Raw genomic sequence first — 19,961 nt, forward strand, 5'->3', positions numbered from 1 at the left:
TATCGCGTCGCGTTCGCGCGCGGGCGGCCCGGCGTGCGCTTACTGCTGTTCCCGCGCCCACGCGGGATTGGCCGCCGCGAGGCGCGTGCGGTTCGCGTCGATCGTCGCCTGGCTCGGCGGATAGTCGCCGTCCGACGCCGGGATCACGCCGTCGCGGTACGCCTGGATCAACTCCGCGCGCACCTGTGCGCGCGTCTTGCCTTGCGACGCATCGGACGCCGATGCGAGCGCCGACGTCGCGGTCAGCACGGACGTAGCGATGGCGGCTGCCGTGACGAGAAAGCGTAGCGTATTCATCGAAAGCTCCAGAAAAGTGACGGGATCGGGGGAAGCGAAGTGCGTCGTGACTTCGTCTTCCGGTGAGTCGCATTCTGAAGAGGGGCGCCTGAGCGGACGATGACCGCATCATGACGATTTGGTCAGGCAGCGTGCGAGGGCCGTGCAGGCGGCTTGTGACGCGGGTCGGACCGGATATTCGACGTGCGGCGCCGCCGACGATTGGGACGGATCACGTGACGCGGATGCGTGAACGAGCGGTCCGCAATCGGCTCGGTTATCGTTCTGCCGGGACGTCGATTGCAGATTGCAGATTGCAGATTGCAGATTGCAGATTGCAGATTGCAGATTGCAGATTGCAGATTGCAGATTGCAGATTGCAGAGTTTCCGGCCGTTAGGTTCCCTGATTGTCGGCGGCCTGCTTGCTGGCTCGCTTGCAGGCTGTCGCGGCCGGTGCGATCGAAACATCGACGCGATCGCGACATCGCCAGCACACGTCGAGTCGTTTCACGCGCGGCCGACCGGCGAATCGACACGCGGCCCACTCTTTCCCATTAGAGCTCGTGCGCGGCCGCGACGAGCGTCGCCTCGAGCGCGAGCGCCGGGCGCGACGCGTTCGAGGGCCGGTCGATCACGTATTCGAGATCGCCGAGCGGCGGCAGATCGGCTTCGAGCTTCGCGAGCCCGTGCGGGATCACGTATCCGGCGAACGCGCTGATGCCGAGCCCCGCGCTCGCCGCCGCGCGCAGCACCGCGATGCTGCTGCTCGCGACGGCGATCCGGTGCGGCCGTCCGATGGCTTCGAGCGTGTCGAGCACGCGCCGGCGCGACACGCTCGGTTCCGGATGCAGCGCGAGCGGCAGCACGGGCTCGCGTCCCGTGAGCAGCGAATCGGGGCCCGTGCACCAGAAGAGCGGCTCGGTGCGGATCACGCGCCCGCGACGGCTGCCCGCAATCCGTTTCGCGAACACGAGATCGTGCCGGCCGGCGTCGAGCGCGACGAACAGATCGCCGGACAAGCCCGTCGCGATCTCGAGCTCGACTTCCGGATTGCGCTGCACGAAGCTCACGAGCGCGGCCGTCAGGTGCGTCAACGCGAAATCCTCCGACAAGCCGAGCCGCACCTTGCCCGACAACGGCGGCCCGCAGACCGACGCGACAGCCTCGTCCATCAGTTCGAGGATGCGCAACGCATAGCGGAACAGGGCCTCGCCGTTCGGCGCGAGCCGTACGTTGCGGGTGTCGCGCTCGAAGAGCGGCCGGTCGAGCTGCTCTTCGAGGCGGCGGATGTGCTGGCTCACCGTCGATTGCGACAGGTTCACGCGCTCGGACGCGGCGGTGAAGCTGCCCGTCTGCGCGACGGCGACGAAACTGCGCAGCAGTTCAGGCGGTAACGGACGCATTGCTAAACCCACTGAATCGAATTCGACAACTTCATAAATGGCCGCAAGCGGCGGGACTACGATGTGCCTGGCCGAGCCGTCGCGCCGCCCGTTCGCGGGCGCGCCGGCGACGGCCTGCCGCCGCCAGTCTACGGCAACCCGGCGCGGCGGGCCGTCAGGTCTTTCACGCTATCGCCATCGCCGCCCGAGAACGCGCTTCGCACGACGAGCCGCCGGGCCGCGGCGCCCACGCCGCGACGATCCATCATCAGGAATCAGGAGACAAGCATGATCATCTACGGAACCGCGCTGCTCGCGTTCTGCCATCTGGCCGGGCTCTTCCTCGGCGATCTGTTGGGCGCCGCGATCGGCGCGAAGACCAACGTCGGCGGGGTCGGCATCGCGATGCTGCTCCTCATCGGTCTGCGGCTATTCCTGCATCGGCGCGGCTGGCTGCCGAAGGAGACCGAGTCCGGCATCGCGTTCTGGGGCGCGATGTACATCCCGGTCGTCGTCGCGATGGCGGCCAATCAGAACGTCGTCGCCGCGTTGAAGGGCGGACCCGTCGCGCTGTTGTCGGCGGCGGGCGCGGTCGCCGTGTGCGCGATCTGCATCGCGGCGCTCGCGCGCGTCGGCCACGACGCGACCGCGCTGTCGGCGCTGCCGCAACCCGAAGAGAACTGAGCGGGAGGCGGCCATGATCGACATGCTCGGAAAAATCGTCGCGCACAACGGACTCGTCGCGTCGTTCGCGCTCGTTGGCTGCATCATGTTCGCGTCGGCGGCGTTGTCGAAGCGGCTCACGTTCGGCCGCGTGCACGGCTCGGCGATCGCGATCCTGATCGGCCTCGCGCTCGCGTACGTCGGCGGCGCGTACACGGGCGGCGAGAAGGGGATCGCCGACGTGCCGTTCTTCGCGGGCGTCGGCCTGATGGGCGGCGCGATGCTGCGCGACTTCGCGATCGTCGCGACGGCGTTCGAAGTGCAGCCCGCCGAGGCGCGCAAGGCGGGGCTCATCGGCGTCGCGTCGCTGCTGCTCGGCACCGTGCTGCCGTTCGTCGTCGGCGCGAGCGTCGCGCACGCGTTCGGCTATTCGGACGCCGTCAGCATGACGACGATCGGCGCGGGCGCCGTCACGTACATCGTCGGGCCTGTGACGGGCGCGGCGATCGGCGCGAGCTCCGACGTGATCGCGCTCAGCATTGCGACGGGGCTCGTGAAGGCGATCATCGTGATGGTCGGCACGCCGTTCGCGGCGGGCTTCATGGGGCTGCGCACGCCGCGCGCGGCGATGATCTTCGGCGGGCTCGCGGGCACCGTGAGCGGCGTGAGCGCGGGGCTCGCGGCGACCGACCGGCGGCTCGTGCCTTACGGCGCGCTGATCGCGACGTTCCATACGGGCGTCGGCTGCCTGCTCGGGCCGTCGCTGCTGTTCTTCGCGACGAAGGCGGCGGTGGGCGCGTGACGCTGTGCGAAATCGCTTGCGGCGATGCCGCGGAATGGCAAGCGCGTTCGCGGCGCGTGCGGTTTCGCGGCGTGAAGGCGAAAGACAGCGCGGACGCGGAACGTTGCGTGAGCGTTCGACGCGCACGGCAAGCACGACAAACACGACAAACACGGCAAACACGACAAACACGACAAACACGGCAAACACGACAAACACGGCAAACACGACATGCGCAACGTAGCGACCGTTCGATGCAAGCACGCCGCGGGATCGTTCGCCGCGCATGGCGCAAGCGCGGCCGCGCGCATGCGCCCCCGCGCTCGCCGATCCATCGCCCGCGCCACTGAGTCGCATCGCGCAACTTCATCAATCGCGGCGGCGGCGCGGCTTACAATGCCGCAGAACCCACCGGACAGACTTCGCAGGAGACGACTCGATGACGGGATGGAACGACGCCCGCGCCGCGCGCGCCGCGCGCCTCGCGGCGGCCGCGCCGCTCGCGCGGCACAAGCGGGTGGCCGCGCGCGACGCGACCGCGCTGCTCGAAGCGGTGCTGCGACCGGGCGACCGCGTCTGCATCGAAGGCGACAACCAGAAGCAGGCGGACCTCCTCGCCGCGGCGCTCGCCGCCGTCGACAGCGCGAGGGTGCACGGTCTTCACATGGTGCAGTCGGGCGTCGTGCTGCCCGAGCATCTCGACGTGTTCGAGCGCGGCGTCGCGAAGCGGCTCGACTATGCATACTCGGGCCCGCAGTCGCAGCGGATCGCGAAGCTTCTGTTCGGCGGCAAGATCGAGCTCGGCGCGGTGCACACGTATCTCGAGCTCTTCGCGCGCTACTTCATCGACCTGACGCCGCACGTCGCGCTCGTCGCCGCGGTGAGCGCGGACGCCGACGGCAACCTGTACACCGGACCGAACACCGAGGACACGCCGACCGTCGTCGAGGCGACCGCGTTCAAGGACGGCGTCGTGATCGCGCAGGTCGAGCAGATCGTCGATCGCGTGCCGCGCGTCGACATTCCGGGCGACCGTGTGCACTTCGTCGTCGAAGCGGGGCGGCCGTTCTACGTCGAGCCGCTCTTCACGCGCGATCCGGCCGGCATCACCGAGACGCAGATCCTCACCGCGATGCTCGCGCTCAAGGGCATCTACGCGCGCTACGGCGTGAAGCGTCTCAATCACGGGATCGGCTTCAACACGGCGGCGATCGAACTCTTGCTGCCGACCTACGGCGAGCGGCTCGGGCTGAAGGGCAAGGTCTGCACGCACTGGGCGCTGAACCCGCATCCGACGCTCATTCCCGCGATCGAATCCGGCTGGGTCGAGCAGATCCATTGCTTCGGCTCCGAAGTCGGGATGGACGATTACATTCGCGCGCGCTCCGACATCTTCTTCACCGGCGTCGACGGCTCGCTGCGCTCGAACCGCGCGTTCTGCCAGACGGCGGGCCTCTACGCGTGCGACATGTTCATCGGCTCGACACTGCAGATCGATCTCGCGGGCCACTCGTCGACGGTCACGGCCGAGCGGATCGCGGGCTTCGGCGGCGCGCCGAACATGGGCAGCGACGCGCGCGGGCGGCGTCATTCGAGCGAGCCGTGGATCAAGGCGGGCGAGGAGGCCGATCCGGCGACGCCCGCGGCGCTGCGGCGCGGGCGCAAGCTCGTCGTCCAGATCGGCGAGACGTTCGGCGAACGGAATGCGCCGATGTTCGTCGAGAAGCTCGACGCGCTGCGGCTCGCCGACAAGCTGTCGCTCGATCTCGCGCCGGTGATGGTGTACGGCGACGACGTCACGCACGTCGTGACCGAAGAAGGGATCGCGAACCTGCTGCTGTGCCGCGACGCCGACGAGCGCGAGCACGCGATCCGCGGCGTGGCCGGCTACACGGAGATCGGCCGCGGGCGCGACCGCAGGCTCGTCGAGCGGCTGCGCGAGCGCGGCGTGATCCGGCGCCCGGAAGATCTCGGCATCGATCCGCTCGACGCCGACCGGCGGCTGCTCGCCGCGCGCTCGATCAAGGATCTCGTGCATTGGTCGGACGGCCTGTACGCGCCGCCGTCGCGATTCCGCAATTGGTGAGAATGGGGGAGGAGCGTTTCGCAATGGAACAGTTGAACTACCGCCACACCGCGCGCGAGCGCGCGAAGGGCGATGCGGCGTGGGCGCTCGTCGGCGTCGTCGCGTCGGGCAATCTCGAAGTGCTCGTCGAGCGCGTGCTGCCCGACACCGAATGCGAAGTCGACATCCGAACGGCCGCCGTGGGATTCGGCGACGTCTGGCAGGCGGTCGTCGCCGATTTCGTCGAGCGCCGTTCGCCGGGCGGGCTGCGCCTGTCCGTCAACGACGGCGGCGCACGGCCCGACATGGTGTCGCTGCGGCTCGCGCAGGCGGTGCGCGCGATCGAAGGAGACGCGCGATGAATGCGGCGGCCACGACAGCACATCCGGAATTCGCGCCGGCGGGCGCGAGCTGGTTCGAGGCGTCGGCGCGGCAGCGGCTCGCGGGCCTCGTCGACGCGGGCTCGTTCGAGGAATTCATTGGCCCGCAGGACCGGCTGACGAGCCCGCATCTGCCGATCTTCGACCTGCCGCAGCAGTTCGACGACGGGATGATCGTCGGCCGCGCGGCGCTCGACGGCGAGCCCGTGCTCGTCGCCGCGCAGGAAGGGCGCTTCATGGGCGGCGCGTTCGGCGAGGTGCACGGCGCGAAGCTGACGGGCCTCCTGCGCGCGGCGCGCGAGCGGCGCTCGATGCCCGTGCTGATCCTGTTCGACACGGGCGGCGTGCGGCTGCAGGAAGCGAACGCGGGCGAGATCGCGGTATCCGAGATCATTCGCGCGGTGATCGACGCGCGCGCGGCGGGCGTGCCCGTCGTCGGGCTCGTCGGCGGGCGCGCCGGCTGCTACGGCGGCGGCGGGATCATCGCCGCGTGCTGCTCGGCGCTCGCGGTGTCCGAACAGGGGCGCATCGGCGTATCCGGGCCGGAGGTGATCGAGAGCCGGCGCGGCGTCGACGAGTTCGACGCGCGCGATCGCGCGCTGATCTGGCGGACGATGGGCGGCAAGCATCGTCGGCTCGTCGGCGGCGCCGAGCGCTTCGTCGACGATACGATCGACGCGTTCCGCGACGCCGCGATCGCGCTCGTCGCGCGCGTGCGGGCGGGCACGGCGTTCGGCGCGGCGACGCTTGCGGCCGAGCATGCGCGGCTCGTCGAGCGCATCGCGCGCTTCGGCGAGTGCGGCGACGCGCTCGACGTGTGGCGCGCGCTCGGCGCGCCCGACGCGGACGCGATTCCGTCGCTCGATGGCGCCGCGTTTGCATCGTTGGCCGACCGACTGACGGAGGTGCGCCATGACGCTCGATGACGTATTGGCTTCGCTGTTTCCGTCGGGCCACGATGTCGCGATCGATGCCGACGGTCTGCTCGAAGGGCGCGGCATGCTCGCGGGCCGCGCGGTCGACGTGATCGGCGTCGCGCGCGGCGCGGCGCTCGGCGTCGACGGCGCGCTCACGCTCGCCGCCCGCGTGCTCGCGACGATCGGGCGCGGCGACGCGACGCCGATCCTCGTGCTCGTTGACGGCGACAGCCAGCGGATGAGCAAGCGAGACGAACTGCTCGGCCTGAACGAGTGCCTCGCGCATCTCGCGAAATGCCTGCTGCACGCGCACGCGCTCGGCCATCCGACGATCGGGCTGCTGTACGGGCATGCGGCGGCGGGCGCGTTCATCGCGACGGCGCTCGCGACGCGCACGCTGGCCGCCCTGCCGGGCGCTCAGCCGGAGGTGATGGATCTGCAGGCGATGTCGCGCGTGACGAAGCTGCCCATCGACGTGCTGCGCGAGAAGGCGCAGTCGACCGCGGTGTTCGCGCCGGGGCTCGACAACTTCGCGAAGACGGGCGCGGTCGACGCCGTGCTCGATCCGGCGCGCTCGCTCGCCGAGCAAGTGGCCGCGATCGTCGCGCGGCCGACGGATCGCGCCGACCGGCGCGATCGGCTCGGCCACGAGCGCGGCGGCCGGCCGGTGGCGGCCGATGTCGCGCAACGCGTGTATGAGCTCGCGCGCGCCGGCCGCTGATACGCCGCTCGTGCGGCACACGCTCGTGCGCGTGCACGCCGACGCGTGGCGTGCGCTGCTCGGCGCGCGCCACGGCGTCGACGCGCTGCCGTTCGTGCGCGACTGGGCGGCGCGCGGCTGGCCGCTGATCGTCCGGCGGCGTTCGCCGTGCGATGCGGGCGTGCCGCTCGGGTTGCCGCTGCCGCCGTCGGCGGGCAAGCGGCGCGTCGCGTTCGCGGCCGCGCGCGAGCATATCGACGCGGTCTGCGCGCTGCCGATGCTCGCCGACGTCGAGCATGAAGCGCCGCCCGCGTGGCGGCCGACGCTCGCAGGGCTGCGTGCGCTTGCGGACGCGCATCGCGTCGATTGCCGCGTGTTCGGCGGCCTCGCGTGGCAGACGCTGACGGGGTTGCGTTATCTGAGCGGCAGCTCGGATCTCGATATTTTGCTGATGCCGTCGCGTTCGTCTTCGACTTCGACTTCGTCGTTGCCTTTGCCTTTGCCGATATCGTCGCTGACGGCTTCGGCTTCGGCTTCGGCTTCGGCGTTGGTGTCGGCATCGGCATCGGCGTTGCTTTCGTCTCCGGTTCCGTCGCGGCGCGAGGCGCTCGCGTCGTTCCTCACGGCGCTCGCCGAGCTCGACGCTCACGCGCCGATGCGCATCGACGGCGAGTTGCTGCGCGCCGACGGCGCAGGCGTGAACTGGCGCGAGCTGCATGCAGACGAGCATGAGGTCGCGATGAAAACCGCGACGGGCGTCGAGCTGTGCGTGCCGGAGGCATTTCTGGAGACGTGGCGATGAAGCAGAGCGCATGCGTGGCGCGGATGGCGGCCCGACGTGAAGCGACGCGCGGCGATTCGGCGTACGCGCTTGACGAAGCGGACGGGGTAGATACGCTGCTGAATGCGTCGAATGCGTCGAATGCGTCGAATGTGGCGATCATGCGGAATACGCCGAGCGCACTGGATCCTTCGGATCAGCCGGGCGCGCCCGATCCATCGCACGCGCTGTCCGCGTCGGACCATTCCGAGCCTTCGATACGCGAGCCGCATCGACGAGCATCGCCGACAGCGGATGCCATCGCCGCCTACGCGACGCACTGCCTGCGCCTCGAAATCGACACATGGCCGAAGCCGGGCCTCGTGAGCCACGTCGACGCGGGCAGTCACGACGACATGACAGCCGGGACGTTCTACAACAGCGCGGCGGCGCTCGAACCATTCTTCGCCGAACTCGCCGCAGCGGGCGCGCGCGATGCCGACATGCCGGCGCTGCGCAAGATCGGCCTGCGCGCGGAGCGCGCGATGCTCGCGGCGACGGACGGCGTGAACACGCATCGCGGCGCGATCTTCGGGCTCGGTCTGCTGTGCGCGGCCGCGGGCCTGCGCGCGTCGGCCGGACGCGGGCGAGACGCCCGTGCGACGCTCGGCGCACTCGTCGCCGCGCGCTGGGGCGGCGAGATCGTCGGCGGCCCGCGCCTTGCCGACAGCCACGGTGAACGTGCGGGTCGCTGCTACGGCGTCGGCGGCGCGCGCGCGGAGGCGGCGGGCGGTTTCGCGAGCGTCTACGCGGTCGGCGTGCCGGCGCTGCGCGATGCCGCGCGGCTCGCGCCGGGCGACGCCGAGGCGGCGCGCGTGCACGCGTGCTTCGCGCTGATTGCCGCGGTCGACGACACGAATCTGCTGCATCGCGGCGGTCGCGGCGGCCTCGGTTTCGCGCAGCGGACCGCGTGCGAATTTCTCGAGCGGGGCGGAGTGGGCGCAGCCGACTGGCGCGCGCGCGCGGCCGCCGCGCACCGTGCGTTCGTTGCGCGTCGGCTGAGTCCAGGCGGTGCGGCGGATTTGCTCGCGATGAGCTTGTTCGTCGCGGCGCTCGAAGCGGAGCGCCTGCCGTGACGATCGCGATTCTCTGTTCGGGTCAAGGCTGCCAGCGCGCCGGCATGTTCGAGCTGACGGCCGACTTGCCGGAAGCCGCGCCGCTCTTCGCGCACGCGGCCACGCTGCTCGGCGCCGATCCGCGCGACTGGGTGCGCGACGCCGGCGACGACGCGTTGCGCGAGAACTTCGCCGCGCAGCTCGTCTGCACGCTGCAGGCGGTGAGCGCGATGACGCGGCTCGACGCGCTGCTGCCGCGCCGGCGCTGCGTCGCGGGATACAGCGTCGGCGAGGTCGCCGCGTGGAGCGTCGCGGGGCTCGTCGACGCGCGAGCCGCGCTTGATCTCGTCGCGGCCCGCGCGCATGCGATGGACGCGGCGAGCGACGGCGATGCGGGGATGCTGTTCGTGCGCGGCCTGTCGCGCGACGTGATCGACGCATCGTGCGCGACGCACGGCGCCGCGGTCGCGATCGTCAATCCGGGCGACGCATACGTGCTCGCCGGGCCGCGCGCGGCGCTCGACGCGCTCGACGCGGACGCGCGCTCGCGAGGCGCGGCGCGCGTCGCACTGGTCGCCGTCCACGTCGCGTCGCATACGCGTTGGCTCGGCGCGGCGGTGCCGCGGTTTCGCGCCGCGCTCGCCGGCGCGCGGATTGCGCGCGCACCCGTCGCCGGCACGCGGCTCCTGTCCGGCATCGACGGCGCGCCGGTGCTCGACGTCGATGCCGGCGTCGACAAGCTCGCGCGCCAGATCGCCGAGCCGATCGACTGGGCCGGGTGCCTCGCGGGCTGCGTCGAGGCGGGCGCGCGCGCGTTCGTCGAGCTCGGCCCGGGCCGCGCGCTCGCGGAAATGGCGGCCGCCGCGTATCCCGCGCAGCCGGCGCGCAGTCTGGCCGATTTCCGCTCGTGGGACGGCGTGCGCACATGGCTTTCCCGCGTCGGTCTCGACGTCTAGCGCGCATCGCGTGCACGCGCGGCGACGCGTCGCGCGCGCCTCGTCGACGAAACGGCTTGCAACGGTATTGGACGTGGCTACAATTGCCGCCCCATGACATCCCGCGTTCGTTTCGCTTCCGTCTTTTCCTCGGTTTGCGCACTTCTTTGCGCGGCTTCGGTGTCCGAATTCGCGCGCGCCGCACAGATTCCATCGCGCGATCCCGCGCGCGACGCATACTTCGATGCAGACGCCGGCTCGATCGACATCGAAGTCGAGCTGATCCACCGCGCCCATACGCGCGTGCTGGTCGCGGGCGGCGCGTCGGTGCCGGCTGCCGTCGCGGCGGCGCTGCGCGTGGCGCGCGGACGCGGCGTCGACGTGCGGGTCGTGCTCGACCGGACGGGACGCGCGACGAAGTACGGCGGAGCGGGGTTTCTCGCGAACGCGGGCGTCGACGTCGCGCTCAGCGATCGCGTGCCGAATGCGCATGATCCGTTCGTCGTCGTCGACGACGCGATCGTGCTCGGCACAGCGAGCTTCGTGCAGGCGAGCGACGAGCGCGCGGCGGGCAATTTCAACGTCTTCTATCGCGCGCCGCAGCTCGCGCAGTCGTATGCGGCGGAATTCTGGCGGCTTTACGGCCTGTCGCGACGGTATTGAGCGGCGTCCTCCGCACGCTCGCGCGGAGCGCGGGCGACCTGTCGGCTCTGCTCGGCGTGACCCCGCCGACCCCGCCGACCCCGCCGACCCCGCCGACCCCGCCGACCCCGCCGACCCCGCCGACCCCGCCGAGCGCGGTCAGACCGACGAGGCCGGCAAGACCGCCGCAACCGGTTCCGATTTTCGCCGCTGCGTCATCGCCGATGCGGGGGGGGGGCGGCTGGCGGGCGATCGCGTTCGCTTGCACAATAGCCGCTCGATAGCGAGGATGTCGATGCACGAACGACCGCCGATCACGGCCGAGACGACACGGTTTGCCGCGCTGGACGGCCGACTGCTGACGGGGACTTTCCATGCGCCGGGCACGCCTGCGGCGAGCAACGGCCGCGGCGTGCTCGTGAACGGCGCGCTCGGCGTGCCGCGCGGCTTCTACGAGCGCTACGCGCGTTTCCTGGCGGGCGACGGCTTCACCGTGCTGACCTACGACTACCGCGGCGTCGGCGATTCGCGCAAGGCGCCGTCCGAAGCCGACATGGCGACGCTGCGCGACTGGGGCGAAGCCGATCTGCCAGGCGCGCTCGACCATCTCGCGGCGCGCGCGCCGTCGCAGCGGCTGCTCGCAATCGGCCACAGCGTCGGCGGACAGATGTTCGGCCTTGCGCACAACAACGGCCGCGCGGCGGCGCTGCTGTCGATCTGCTGTCCGAGCGGCTACTGGCGGCTCTGGCCATGGCCGCGCCGGCTGATGCTCGCGCCGCTGCGGTTCGGCGTCGTGCCGGCGCTGGGCGGCGTGCTGTCGCATCTGCCGACGCGTCGTCTCGGATTGGGCGGCGGCGCCGATCTGCCGTCCGGCGTGATGCGCGAATGGGCGCGCTGGTGCCGCCATCCGGACTATCTGGTCGACGGCGCGGGCCGCCCGCTGCGCGAGCATTTCCGCGGCTACCGAGGCCGGATTCTCGCGTACACGGTCAGCGACGACTGGATGGCGCCCCCCGCCGCGGTGCAGGCGCTGCACCGTTTCTATTCGAGCGCGCAGATCGAGCACCGCGAGATCTCGCCGGATCGCAGTCGGCACGCGATCGGCCATTTCGGCTATTTCCGCGACGACAACCGCGCATTGTGGCCGCTCGGCGCGGCGTGGCTGCGCGAACAATGAGCGGCGCGGGCGTTCGCGTCACGTCGGGTTGCACCGACGGCGCGCCGCGTGTGTCCGCGGTTCCCGCATTTTTCGGCTCCCGCTAGGCGAAGCGCGCGCGACGCGCTACAGTCGACAGCCCCCCGTCAAGCGGAGCATTCCCGATGAAGCTGATTGGCATGTTGGATTCCCCGTTCGTGCGGCGCGTCGCCATTTCGGCGAAGCTGCTCGGTCTACCGTTCGAGCACAGCTCGTTGTCGGTGTTTCGCCAGTTCGACGCGTTCAAGTCGCTCAATCCGGTCGTGAAGGCGCCGACGTTCTTCATCGACGACGGCACGATGCTCGTCGATTCGTCGCTGATCGTCGATTACCTCGATCGGCTTGTCGCGCCCGGGCGGCGGCTGATGCCGGAAGATCCGGCCGCGCGCGTGCGCGCGCTCGAGCTGACGGGCCTCGCGCTCGCGGCGGCGGAAAAGACGGTGCAGGTCGTCTACGAGCATGGGCTGCGGCCGGGCGACAAGCAGCACCAGCCGTGGCTCGACCGCGTGCTCGGCCAGCTCGACGGCGCGTACGGCGCGCTCGAGGCGCGCATCGCGGGCGCGAGCGGCTGGCTCGTTGGCGAGCGGATCACGCAGGCGGACGTCACGGTCGCCGTGGCGTGGCGCTTCACGCAATTCATGAAGGACGACTACCCGGATCTCGCGCACATCGAGCCGGCGCGCTATCCGGCGCTCGCCGCGCTGTCCGCGCGTGCTGAGGCGCTGCCGGAGTTCGAGAGCACGCCGCTCGATTGAATCGAGCGGCGCGGGCAGGGCGCCGCGGCAGCGCGCGGGCATGATCCGCCCCGCCCGCTGCTCGACGCTCGATATTCGGCGCCGGGCGCCGCACGAAGCGCCGCGAACCTCTGTTCCGACCGACCATTGCCGAGCGCGAAAACGCGGAGGCGGCCTCGCCACGCCGATCGAGCGTCGCGAAACCGCCTCCGCGGTCCATCATCGAATGGCGTGTCTAAGCTCTCGCGTATTCGACTTCATGCACGCAGCGCGGCAGCGGGCGCGTAGCCGCTGTCGTCGCGCTCGTCCGCCTCGCGGCGCTTGATCTCGAGCGCGTGCGCCTCGCGATGCGACGCGACGGCAGGCGGCGAGCCCTTCAGCGGCTGGCGCGCGCTCTCCGGCAGCGCGAGCACCGAGATCGCGCCGATCACGGCAGCGCCCATCAGGTAGTACGCGGGCATCATCAGGTTGCCCGTCGCGTCGACGAGCCAGGCGGCCGCGAGCGGCGTCGTGCCGCCGAACAGCGACACCGACACGTTGAAGCCGATCGCGAGCGCGCCGTAGCGGATCTCGGTCGGGAAGAGAGCGGGCAGCGCCGACGGCATCACGCCCGTGAAGCACGACAGCAGCGCGCCGAGGATCAATAGGCCGCCGAACACGAGCGACGTTTCGCCCGTGCGGATGAGGAGCAGCGCGGGGATCGCGAGCGTGAAGAGCCCGATGCAGCCGGCGAGCATAACCGGCTTGCGGCCGACCGCGTCCGACAGGCGGCCCGTCGCGAGCGTCATCGGCATCATCAGCACCATCACGATCAGGATCAGCATGAGGCCGTGCGCCTCGTCGAAGTGCAGCGTCGACGACAGGTAGCTCGGCAGGTACGACAGCGCCATGTAGTCGGCGACGTTGAAGATCAGCACGAGACCGATGCACAACAGCAGCGCGCGCCAGTGACGCATGAGCTGCCGGCGGAAATGCGTCTTCGGCACCGCCTTGTCCTGTGCTTCGCGCGCTTCGGCCTGACGCTTGAATGCGGGCGTTTCTTCGAGCTTCATCCGGATGTAGAGGCCGATCAGGCCGAGCGGGCCGGCGATGAGGAACGGCACGCGCCAGCCCCACGACAAGAGCGCCTCGTGCGACAGCGACGCCGTCAGCAGCGCGACGACGCCCGCGCCCATCACATAGCCGATCAGCGTGCCGAACTCGAGGAAGCTGCCCATGAAGCCGCGGCGCTTGTCCGTCGAGAACTCGGCGATGAAGGTCGCCGCGCCGCCGTATTCGCCGCCCGTCGAGAAGCCCTGCACGAGGCGCGCGACGAGGAGCAGCACGGGCGCCAGGATGCCGATCGAGCCGTAGCTCGGGATGAGGCCGATCGCGAACGTGCCGGCCGCCATCATGATCATCGTCATCGCGAGCACGCGCTGGCGGCCGATGCGGTCGCCGAGCGGGCCGAACACGATCCCACCGAGGGGGCGCACGAGGAACGCGGCGGCGAACGTGCCGAACGTCGCGAGCAGTTGCGCGGACGGGTTGCTCGACGGGAAGAACACTTGGCCGAGCGTGACGGCGATGTAGCTGTAGACGCCGAAGTCGAACCATTCCATTGCGTTGCCGAGGGCCATCGCACCGACGGCGCGCTTCAGAAGGCCCTGGTCGACGACGGTGATGTCGTGCGGGGCGGCGGCAGACGCGCCGTCGGCGGTCGCGATTGACGAAGTAGAAGGGGCGGGTGTTGCAGTCAAGGTCGAAAACTCCTGTGACGGCGGCCGAATCGCGCGAGGGGACGCGCGGTTCGCCACGGGTTGCCGGAGAGTGCGGTTCGCGATCGAGCGAGGGTCGCGAGCGTGAAAGGGCGCATGAAACGCTTAATCCAAAAGGAAGCCGATCCGGCGCGGACCCGATGGTCGTCGCGCACTCGCACTCATGAGAAAAGGCCGCCGCACCGGGGCGGTCGACGAACCGGCGCATCGCGTGGCGTTCGCGGCCGGCTGGATGCCCTTCAAGGGCGTTGAAACGAAAAAAGCTGCCTGAAGGCGCGCTTTCTTGTGAGCGAAATTTCGGGCGACCCGTTGCGGCGCAATGCCGAACGATCTCGTGACCGAAATAAATGACAGACGTAAGCTGTTTAAAGAAGCGACATGATAGCACGATGGCGGAGGATCGCGCAAATTGCTGCGGGAGCGCCGCTTTTCCGGGCATCGGCTCGGGTATGATCGCGCTCGTTGCCGCGGGATTGCGCGGCGTTTTCGACGTGCGTTTCGCGCGCCCCGAACATGCTTTCACTCGCGAAGATTGCGGCGCTTTTCGTATTGACCGCCGTCGCCGAAATCGTCGGCTGCTATTTGCCGTGGCTCGTGCTGAAGGCGGGGAAGCCCGCCTGGCTGCTCGCGCCCGCGGCGCTGTCGCTCGCGCTGTTCGCGTGGCTCTTGACGCTGCATCCTGCCGCCGCCGCGCGCACCTATGCGGCGTACGGCGGCGTCTATATCGCGGTCGCGCTCGCGTGGCTGCGGGTCGTCGATGGCGTGCCGCTGTCGCGCTGGGACGCGGCGGGCGCGGCGCTCGCGCTCGCCGGGATGTCGGTGATCGCGCTGCAGCCGCGCGGGTGATGCCGAGAGCGACGCCGCGGCGCGTGCCGGGTGGTGTCGATGCGTCGCGTGCGGCGGGGCGAACTCGCTCATTCGCTCATTCGCATGCGTGCGCTCGCTCCCGATCCTCCGGCGGCATCGACCTCGTCAAGCCTCGCTACCCGCTTCCTTGCGCCACACGCACGCGCCCTTGACCGACTTGTCGAGCGCGTCGAGCTGCGCCTCGTGCGCGGCGAGCTCGTCGTCGGTCGCGGCGAGCACCGGCAGGTCGAGCCCGCTGAACGCCATCCGCGGCGCGTCGCCGTTGCGGTGCGCGTCGCCGCCTTCGTCGAGCATGTCGATGACGAGGCTTTCCTGCCCGCGCGTCATCGCGAGATACACCTCGGCGAGCAGCTCGGAGTCGAGCAGCGCGCCGTGCAGCGTGCGGTGCGCGTTGCTGATGTCGAAGCGGTCGCACAGCGCGTCGAGCGAGTTGCGCTTGCCGGGGAACATCTGCTTCGCCTGCACGAGCGTGTCGATCACGCCCGCGCAGTGGTCGGTGAAGGCCGGCAGGCCGAGCAGCGAGAACTCGGCGTCGAGAAATCCAAGGTCGAACGGCGCGTTGTGGATGATGAGCTCCGCGTCGCGGACGAAATCGCGCAGCTCGTCGACGATTTCGGCGAACTTCGGCTTGTCGCTCAGGAACTCGGTCGTGAGCCCATGCACCGCGAGTGCGCCCGGATCGCTGTCGCGCCCGGGGTTCACGTAAAAGTGCAGGTTGCTGCCGGTGAGCCGCCGGTTCAGCAGCTCGACGCAGCCGATTTCGATGACGCGGTCGCCCGCGCGTGCGTTGAGGCCGGTGGTTTCGGTATCGAGAATGATCTGGCGCATGTCTGAAAAACAGGATTCGGGTCAGTCGTGAAGCGAAAAGGGATGCGCAAGCGGGCTCATGCCCGATCGAGCGATTCGACGCCACGGTTCGCGAGCGCGTCCGCGCGCTCGTTCTCCGGGTGGCCGGCGTGCCCCTTCACCCAGCGCCATTCGATGTCGTGCTGCGCGACGAGCGCGTCGAGCCGCTGCCAGAGGTCCGCGTTCTTCACGGGCGTCTTCGCGGCGGTGACCCAGCCTTTCTTCTTCCAGCCGTGGATCCACTCGCTGATGCCTTTCTGCACGTATTGCGAATCGGTGTGGACGACCACCTTGCACGGGCGCTTCAGCACCTCGAGCGCGGCGATCACGGCGGTGAGCTCCATCCGGTTGTTGGTCGTGCCGGCTTCGCCGCCGAAGAGTTCCTTCTCCTGCGCGCCGTAGCGCAGCAATGCGCCCCAGCCGCCGGGGCCCGGATTGCCCTTGCAGGCGCCGTCGGTATAGATGTCGATGGTTTGCAACGTCATGAGTGTTCTTGGTGGGTGGTCGGGGTGGCCGCAGGCGTGAGGCCCGGCGCGAGCACCGGCTTTTTCATCCTGATCGGGCCGACGAGCCGCATTCCGCGCACGCGCTTGATCGCCGTCACCATGTAGACGGCGCCGAAGATCGGCCACCAGCGGTCGCCGGCGGCCTCCATGAACGCGTAGCGGGACAGCCACTTGTCGGTGGCGAGGGGCGGCCGGTAGCAGCCGAAGCGGCCGCGCTCGAGATCGAAGCCGAGCAGCTTGATCCAGTCCTTCAGCCGGATGAACGTGATCTGGTCGCGCGTCGCGGGCACGAACGGCCGGTTCGCCATCTTGCCGACCGACTGCCGCGCGCCCCAGAGGCTCAGCGAGTTGAAGCCCGTGATCACGAGCTGGCCTTCCGGCATCAGCACGCGCTCGGCTTCGCGCAGCAGCCGGTGCGGATCGGACGTGAATTCGAGCGTGTGCGGCATCACGATCAGGTCGACGCTCTGCGACTCGAACGGCAGATCGAGCAGGTCGCACCAGACGGTGCTGCGTCCGGCGGGCGCATGCTCGGCGCTGTGCGCCTCGCGCGCCCACGGATAGTGATAGGGCGCGCTCGCGCCGCTCGCCGGATCGAGCACGAGGCCGCGGCACGGCATGCGGTTCTCGCGCAGCGTATCGAGCTGCGGCAGCCCGAGCTGCAGCGCGTGGAAGCCGAACACGTCGGACACGGTGCGGTCGAGCTGCGTCTGCTCCCAGTCGAGCACGTAGCGCCCGGGCGGGGAGTCGGTCCAGGCGGGCCAGTCTATAATCGAACGGTCAGACATATCTCGGTGGTTGCGCGCCCATGAACGAGCTGGAATACGTGCCGGTGCCGGCATTCGACGACAACTACATCTGGCTCGTGTCGGACGGCAGCGATGCGGTTGCCGTCGATCCGGGCGAGGCCGCCCCGGTGCGCCGCTATCTCGACGCGCGAGGTTGGCGGCTGACCGCTATTTTACTCACGCACCATCATGGCGACCATGTCGGTGGAGTGGCCGAGCTGCTCGCGACCTCGCGCGGCAGCGATTCCTTCGCGGTGTTCGGCCCAGCACACGAGGCGATCGAGCACGTGACGCGCCGCCTCTCGGGCGGCGAGCGCGTGCGCATCGGATCGCCCGCGCTCGAATTCGACGTGATCGACGTGCCCGGCCATACGCGCGGCCACATTGCGTATTTCCAGGCGGCCGGCGCAGGCCCGGCGGGGCCGGCGCATGCCGCGCCGCATCTCTTTTGCGGCGACACGCTGTTCTCGTGCGGCTGCGGCCGCCTCTTCGAAGGCACGCCCGCGCAAATGCTCGCGTCGCTCGACGCGCTCGCGGCGCTGCCGGGCGACACGCGCGTGCACTGCGCGCACGAGTACACGCTGTCGAACATCCAGTTTGCGCTCGCTTGCGAGCCGGGCAACGCGGCGCTCGCCGCATGGCGCGACGAAGCGAGCGCGCGTCGCGCGCGCAACGAGCCGACGCTGCCGACGACGATCGCGCACGAGCGAGCGGTGAACCCGTTCCTGCGCGCGGACAGCCCGTCGATCCGCGCGACGCTCGAAACGCAACTGCACGAGGCGGCGCCCGACCGGCTCGCCGCGTTCACGCTGATGCGCGAGTGGAAAAATCGTTTTCGTTAACCCGTAGGGTTGTCGGGTCAAGCTCAACCAGAATCTGGAGAATCGGCCCCAAATACCCGATTTAGCAGGTTTTTCGGTGTTTTTATTGACGCGAACCACGCACTTTCGTACTATCGCCTGCAATTTCCAGCCGTTGGAAGCCGAGATTTTCATGCGATTCCTCCTCAGTGCGCTATTGGTCCTGACGCTCGCCGCGTGCGCGGGCGCGGGACCGACTGCCCAAAATCCCGCGGCCTCCGACCCGCAAGCCGCTTCGACCTTCCTGCGCAAGTCCGCCACCGCGAAAGAAACCGTCGACGTCGACAAGCAATCGGTCGGCGACCTGACCACCAACGACAGCGATCTCTGGGCGCGCATCCGCCGCGGCTTCCAGGTGCCCGATCTGCAGAGCGACCTCGTCGACATGCAGACCACGTGGTATACGCAGCGCCCCGACTACGTGCAGCGGATGACCGAGCGCTCGCAGAAGTACCTGTACCACATCGTCGAGGAGCTCGAGGCGCGCCACATGCCGACCGAGCTCGCGCTGCTGCCGTTCATCGAGTCCGCGTACAACCCGCAGGCGCTGTCGGTCGCGAAGGCGGCCGGCATGTGGCAGTTCATGCCGGGCACGGGCCGCACGTACAACCTGAAGCGGAACATGTGGCAGGACGAGCGGCGCGACGTGCTCGCATCGACGAGCGCGGCGCTCGACTATCTTTCGCGCCTGCACGACATGTTCGGCGACTGGTATCTCGCGCTCGCCGCGTACAACTGGGGCGAGGGCAACGTGCAGCGCGCGATCGCGCGCAACCAGGCGGCCGGCCTGCCGACCGACTACCAGAGCCTGCGGATGCCGAACGAGACGCGCAACTACGTGCCGAAGCTGCAGGCCGTGAAGAACATCATCGCGAATCCGCAGCAGTACGGCCTCACGCTGCCGGATATCCCGAACCACCCGTATTTCGTGACGGTGACGACGTCGCGCGACATCGACGTGACGGTCGCCGCGAAGCTCGCGAACCTGCCGCTCGACGAATTCAAGTCGCTCAATCCGTCGTTCTCGAAGCCCGTGATCCTCGGCGCGACGCAGCCGCAGATCCTGCTGCCGTTCGACAACGCGACGGCGTTCGAGAAGGGCCTGAAGTCGTACGACGGCCAGCTGTCGTCGTGGACGGCGTACACCGTGACTGAACGCTCGCGGCCTGCCGCGATCGCGGAGAAGATCGGCGTCGACGCGGACACGCTGATGCAGGTGAACAAGATTCCGGCCGGCATGCGCCTGAAGCCCGGTTCGACGATCGTCGTGCCGCGCACCGACGACGACGACGAGGACATCAGCGCCGACGTCGCCGAGAACGGCGCGCTCGCGATGGAGCCGGACGTGCCGGATACGCGCAAGATGCTGATTCGCGTGCGCCGCAAGCAGTCGATGGAAGCGCTCGCGAGCCGCTACGGCGTGTCGGTCGCGCAGCTTCGCGGGTGGAACCGCACGCGCCGCGCTGTCGTGATGCCGGGCCAAACGATGGTGCTGCACGTGCCGGTCGGCCGCGCGGTGCCGGCCGAGCCGGGTCCGGAGCGGATCGCGACGTCGGTTTCAGGCGGCCGCATCGAGCGCGCGAGCCTGCATACGGGCGGCAAGGCGAGCCGCGGCCGCAAGGCGGCGCCCGTCGCCGCGAAGGCGCCCGCGAAGGCCGCGACGAAGCGCAGCGCGAAGGCCGCACCCGCGAAGTCCGCGAGCCACAAGGCAAAGAAAAAGTAAGACGAAAGGCGTGCGTGCCGCGGGGACTTTCCGATCCCCGCCGCGCAATCGACTATCATCGCCGGACG

21 protein-coding genes are annotated in these 19,961 nt (G+C 69.8%); 15 read left to right on the forward strand and 6 right to left on the reverse strand.

Annotated elements, in window-relative coordinates:
• Positions 1-39: 39 nt before the first annotated feature.
• The gene (locus WS69_RS24540; protein WP_059473253.1) at positions 40-297 is read right to left on the reverse strand and encodes a DUF4148 domain-containing protein; all 258 of its coding nucleotides are present in this window, start codon (positions 295-297) and stop codon (positions 40-42) included.
• Between the two features lie 534 nt (positions 298-831).
• Positions 832-1,692 (reverse strand): LysR family transcriptional regulator, encoded by an 861-nt coding sequence (locus tag WS69_RS24545; protein ID WP_197419304.1) that lies wholly within the window; start codon positions 1,690-1,692, stop codon positions 832-834.
• 255 nt (positions 1,693-1,947) lie between these two features.
• Between WS69_RS24545 and madL the strand changes: the two genes are divergently transcribed.
• The 12 genes from madL (at position 1,948) to WS69_RS24605 (ending at position 12,567) form a co-directional block, all read left to right on the forward strand.
• Positions 1,948-2,343, forward strand: a complete 396-nt coding sequence (gene madL / locus WS69_RS24550) for a malonate transporter subunit MadL (protein WP_059473255.1) — start codon at positions 1,948-1,950, stop codon at positions 2,341-2,343.
• 13 nt (positions 2,344-2,356) lie between these two features.
• Positions 2,357-3,124: a malonate transporter subunit MadM gene (gene madM, locus WS69_RS24555; protein WP_059473256.1), complete on the forward strand. Its 768-nt coding sequence runs from the start codon at positions 2,357-2,359 to the stop codon at positions 3,122-3,124.
• Positions 3,125-3,542: 418 nt separating this feature from the next.
• Entirely contained in the window at positions 3,543-5,189 is a 1,647-nt protein-coding gene (gene mdcA / locus WS69_RS24560) for a malonate decarboxylase subunit alpha (protein WP_059473257.1), read from the forward strand.
• 23 nt (positions 5,190-5,212) lie between these two features.
• Positions 5,213-5,530, forward strand: coding sequence for a malonate decarboxylase acyl carrier protein (mdcC, locus tag WS69_RS24565; RefSeq protein ID WP_059473258.1), 318 nt, complete (start codon positions 5,213-5,215; stop codon positions 5,528-5,530).
• Complete coding sequence (locus WS69_RS24570; protein ID WP_059473259.1) at positions 5,527-6,474, forward strand: biotin-independent malonate decarboxylase subunit beta; 948 nt, start codon at positions 5,527-5,529, stop codon at positions 6,472-6,474. Before mdcC ends, WS69_RS24570 begins: the two co-directional genes overlap by 4 nt.
• A complete protein-coding gene (gene mdcE / locus WS69_RS24575) occupies positions 6,461-7,186 on the forward strand; it encodes a biotin-independent malonate decarboxylase subunit gamma (protein WP_059473260.1) in 726 nt (241 codons plus the stop codon). The genes WS69_RS24570 and mdcE overlap by 14 nt, the downstream gene beginning before the upstream one ends.
• Positions 7,161-7,967, forward strand: a complete 807-nt coding sequence (gene mdcG / locus WS69_RS24580) for a malonate decarboxylase holo-[acyl-carrier-protein] synthase (protein ID WP_059473261.1) — start codon at positions 7,161-7,163, stop codon at positions 7,965-7,967. The genes mdcE and mdcG overlap by 26 nt, the downstream gene beginning before the upstream one ends.
• Complete coding sequence (gene mdcB, locus WS69_RS24585; RefSeq protein ID WP_156438379.1) at positions 7,964-9,061, forward strand: triphosphoribosyl-dephospho-CoA synthase MdcB; 1,098 nt, start codon at positions 7,964-7,966, stop codon at positions 9,059-9,061. Before mdcG ends, mdcB begins: the two co-directional genes overlap by 4 nt.
• Positions 9,058-9,996: a malonate decarboxylase subunit epsilon gene (gene mdcH, locus WS69_RS24590; protein WP_059473262.1), complete on the forward strand. Its 939-nt coding sequence runs from the start codon at positions 9,058-9,060 to the stop codon at positions 9,994-9,996. Before mdcB ends, mdcH begins: the two co-directional genes overlap by 4 nt.
• A 93-nt stretch (positions 9,997-10,089) precedes the next feature.
• A complete protein-coding gene (locus WS69_RS24595; protein WP_059473263.1) occupies positions 10,090-10,638 on the forward strand; it encodes a phospholipase D-like domain-containing protein in 549 nt (182 codons plus the stop codon).
• 274 nt (positions 10,639-10,912) lie between these two features.
• Positions 10,913-11,794 (forward strand): alpha/beta hydrolase family protein, encoded by an 882-nt coding sequence (locus WS69_RS24600; protein WP_059473341.1) that lies wholly within the window; start codon positions 10,913-10,915, stop codon positions 11,792-11,794.
• Between the two features lie 143 nt (positions 11,795-11,937).
• Positions 11,938-12,567, forward strand: a complete 630-nt coding sequence (locus tag WS69_RS24605) for a glutathione S-transferase family protein (protein ID WP_059473264.1) — start codon at positions 11,938-11,940, stop codon at positions 12,565-12,567.
• Between the two features lie 236 nt (positions 12,568-12,803).
• Here the strand turns inward: WS69_RS24605 and proP are convergent, their stop codons facing one another.
• Positions 12,804-14,285, reverse strand: a complete 1,482-nt coding sequence (gene proP, locus WS69_RS24610; protein ID WP_059473265.1) for a glycine betaine/L-proline transporter ProP — start codon at positions 14,283-14,285, stop codon at positions 12,804-12,806.
• Between the two features lie 531 nt (positions 14,286-14,816).
• Here proP and WS69_RS24615 point away from each other — a divergent pair.
• The gene (locus WS69_RS24615) at positions 14,817-15,149 is read left to right on the forward strand and encodes a YnfA family protein (RefSeq protein ID WP_010121404.1); all 333 of its coding nucleotides are present in this window, start codon (positions 14,817-14,819) and stop codon (positions 15,147-15,149) included.
• A 126-nt stretch (positions 15,150-15,275) separates the two neighbouring features.
• Here the strand turns inward: WS69_RS24615 and dnaQ are convergent, their stop codons facing one another.
• From dnaQ to WS69_RS24630, 3 genes are read right to left on the reverse strand one after another with little or no spacing between them, the layout of a single operon-like run.
• A complete protein-coding gene (gene dnaQ, locus WS69_RS24620; protein WP_059473266.1) occupies positions 15,276-15,998 on the reverse strand; it encodes a DNA polymerase III subunit epsilon in 723 nt (240 codons plus the stop codon).
• A 56-nt stretch (positions 15,999-16,054) separates the two neighbouring features.
• A complete protein-coding gene (rnhA, locus tag WS69_RS24625) occupies positions 16,055-16,501 on the reverse strand; it encodes a ribonuclease HI (protein ID WP_010102811.1) in 447 nt (148 codons plus the stop codon).
• Entirely contained in the window at positions 16,498-17,310 is an 813-nt protein-coding gene (locus tag WS69_RS24630) for a class I SAM-dependent methyltransferase (RefSeq protein ID WP_059473267.1), read from the reverse strand. The genes rnhA and WS69_RS24630 overlap by 4 nt, the downstream gene beginning before the upstream one ends.
• Before the next feature lie 20 nt (positions 17,311-17,330).
• On the opposite strand from WS69_RS24630, the gene gloB reads away from it, so the two are divergent.
• Both gloB and WS69_RS24640 read left to right on the forward strand, forming a co-directional pair.
• The gene (gene gloB, locus WS69_RS24635) at positions 17,331-18,152 is read left to right on the forward strand and encodes a hydroxyacylglutathione hydrolase (protein ID WP_059473268.1); all 822 of its coding nucleotides are present in this window, start codon (positions 17,331-17,333) and stop codon (positions 18,150-18,152) included.
• Positions 18,153-18,303: 151 nt separating this feature from the next.
• Positions 18,304-19,893 (forward strand): transglycosylase SLT domain-containing protein, encoded by a 1,590-nt coding sequence (locus WS69_RS24640; RefSeq protein ID WP_059473342.1) that lies wholly within the window; start codon positions 18,304-18,306, stop codon positions 19,891-19,893.
• Positions 19,894-19,961 lie beyond the last annotated feature (68 nt).

Origin of the sequence: Burkholderia sp. BDU5 (assembly GCF_001522845.1) — a bacterium.
GTDB lineage: Bacteria > Pseudomonadota > Gammaproteobacteria > Burkholderiales > Burkholderiaceae > Burkholderia > Burkholderia mayonis.

What these genes read in the sequence shown, in the direction of transcription:
- WS69_RS24540 (WP_059473253.1), bottom strand. Translation starts at nt 297, where the DNA reads ATGAATACGCTACGCTTTCTCGTCACGGCAGCCGCCATCGCTACGTCC.
- madL (WP_059473255.1), top strand. Translation starts at nt 1,948, where the DNA reads ATGATCATCTACGGAACCGCGCTGCTCGCGTTCTGCCATCTGGCCGGG.
- madM (WP_059473256.1), top strand. Translation starts at nt 2,357, where the DNA reads ATGATCGACATGCTCGGAAAAATCGTCGCGCACAACGGACTCGTCGCG.
- mdcA (WP_059473257.1), top strand. Translation starts at nt 3,543, where the DNA reads ATGACGGGATGGAACGACGCCCGCGCCGCGCGCGCCGCGCGCCTCGCG.
- mdcC (WP_059473258.1), top strand. Translation starts at nt 5,213, where the DNA reads ATGGAACAGTTGAACTACCGCCACACCGCGCGCGAGCGCGCGAAGGGC.
- WS69_RS24570 (WP_059473259.1), top strand. Translation starts at nt 5,527, where the DNA reads ATGAATGCGGCGGCCACGACAGCACATCCGGAATTCGCGCCGGCGGGC.
- mdcE (WP_059473260.1), top strand. Translation starts at nt 6,461, where the DNA reads ATGACGCTCGATGACGTATTGGCTTCGCTGTTTCCGTCGGGCCACGAT.
- mdcG (WP_059473261.1), top strand. Translation starts at nt 7,161, where the DNA reads ATGAGCTCGCGCGCGCCGGCCGCTGATACGCCGCTCGTGCGGCACACG.
- mdcB (WP_156438379.1), top strand. Translation starts at nt 7,964, where the DNA reads ATGAAGCAGAGCGCATGCGTGGCGCGGATGGCGGCCCGACGTGAAGCG.
- WS69_RS24595 (WP_059473263.1), top strand. Translation starts at nt 10,090, where the DNA reads ATGACATCCCGCGTTCGTTTCGCTTCCGTCTTTTCCTCGGTTTGCGCA.
- WS69_RS24600 (WP_059473341.1), top strand. Translation starts at nt 10,913, where the DNA reads ATGCACGAACGACCGCCGATCACGGCCGAGACGACACGGTTTGCCGCG.
- WS69_RS24605 (WP_059473264.1), top strand. Translation starts at nt 11,938, where the DNA reads ATGAAGCTGATTGGCATGTTGGATTCCCCGTTCGTGCGGCGCGTCGCC.
- WS69_RS24615 (WP_010121404.1), top strand. Translation starts at nt 14,817, where the DNA reads ATGCTTTCACTCGCGAAGATTGCGGCGCTTTTCGTATTGACCGCCGTC.
- dnaQ (WP_059473266.1), bottom strand. Translation starts at nt 15,998, where the DNA reads ATGCGCCAGATCATTCTCGATACCGAAACCACCGGCCTCAACGCACGC.
- rnhA (WP_010102811.1), bottom strand. Translation starts at nt 16,501, where the DNA reads ATGACGTTGCAAACCATCGACATCTATACCGACGGCGCCTGCAAGGGC.
- WS69_RS24630 (WP_059473267.1), bottom strand. Translation starts at nt 17,310, where the DNA reads ATGTCTGACCGTTCGATTATAGACTGGCCCGCCTGGACCGACTCCCCG.
- gloB (WP_059473268.1), top strand. Translation starts at nt 17,331, where the DNA reads ATGAACGAGCTGGAATACGTGCCGGTGCCGGCATTCGACGACAACTAC.
- WS69_RS24640 (WP_059473342.1), top strand. Translation starts at nt 18,304, where the DNA reads ATGCGATTCCTCCTCAGTGCGCTATTGGTCCTGACGCTCGCCGCGTGC.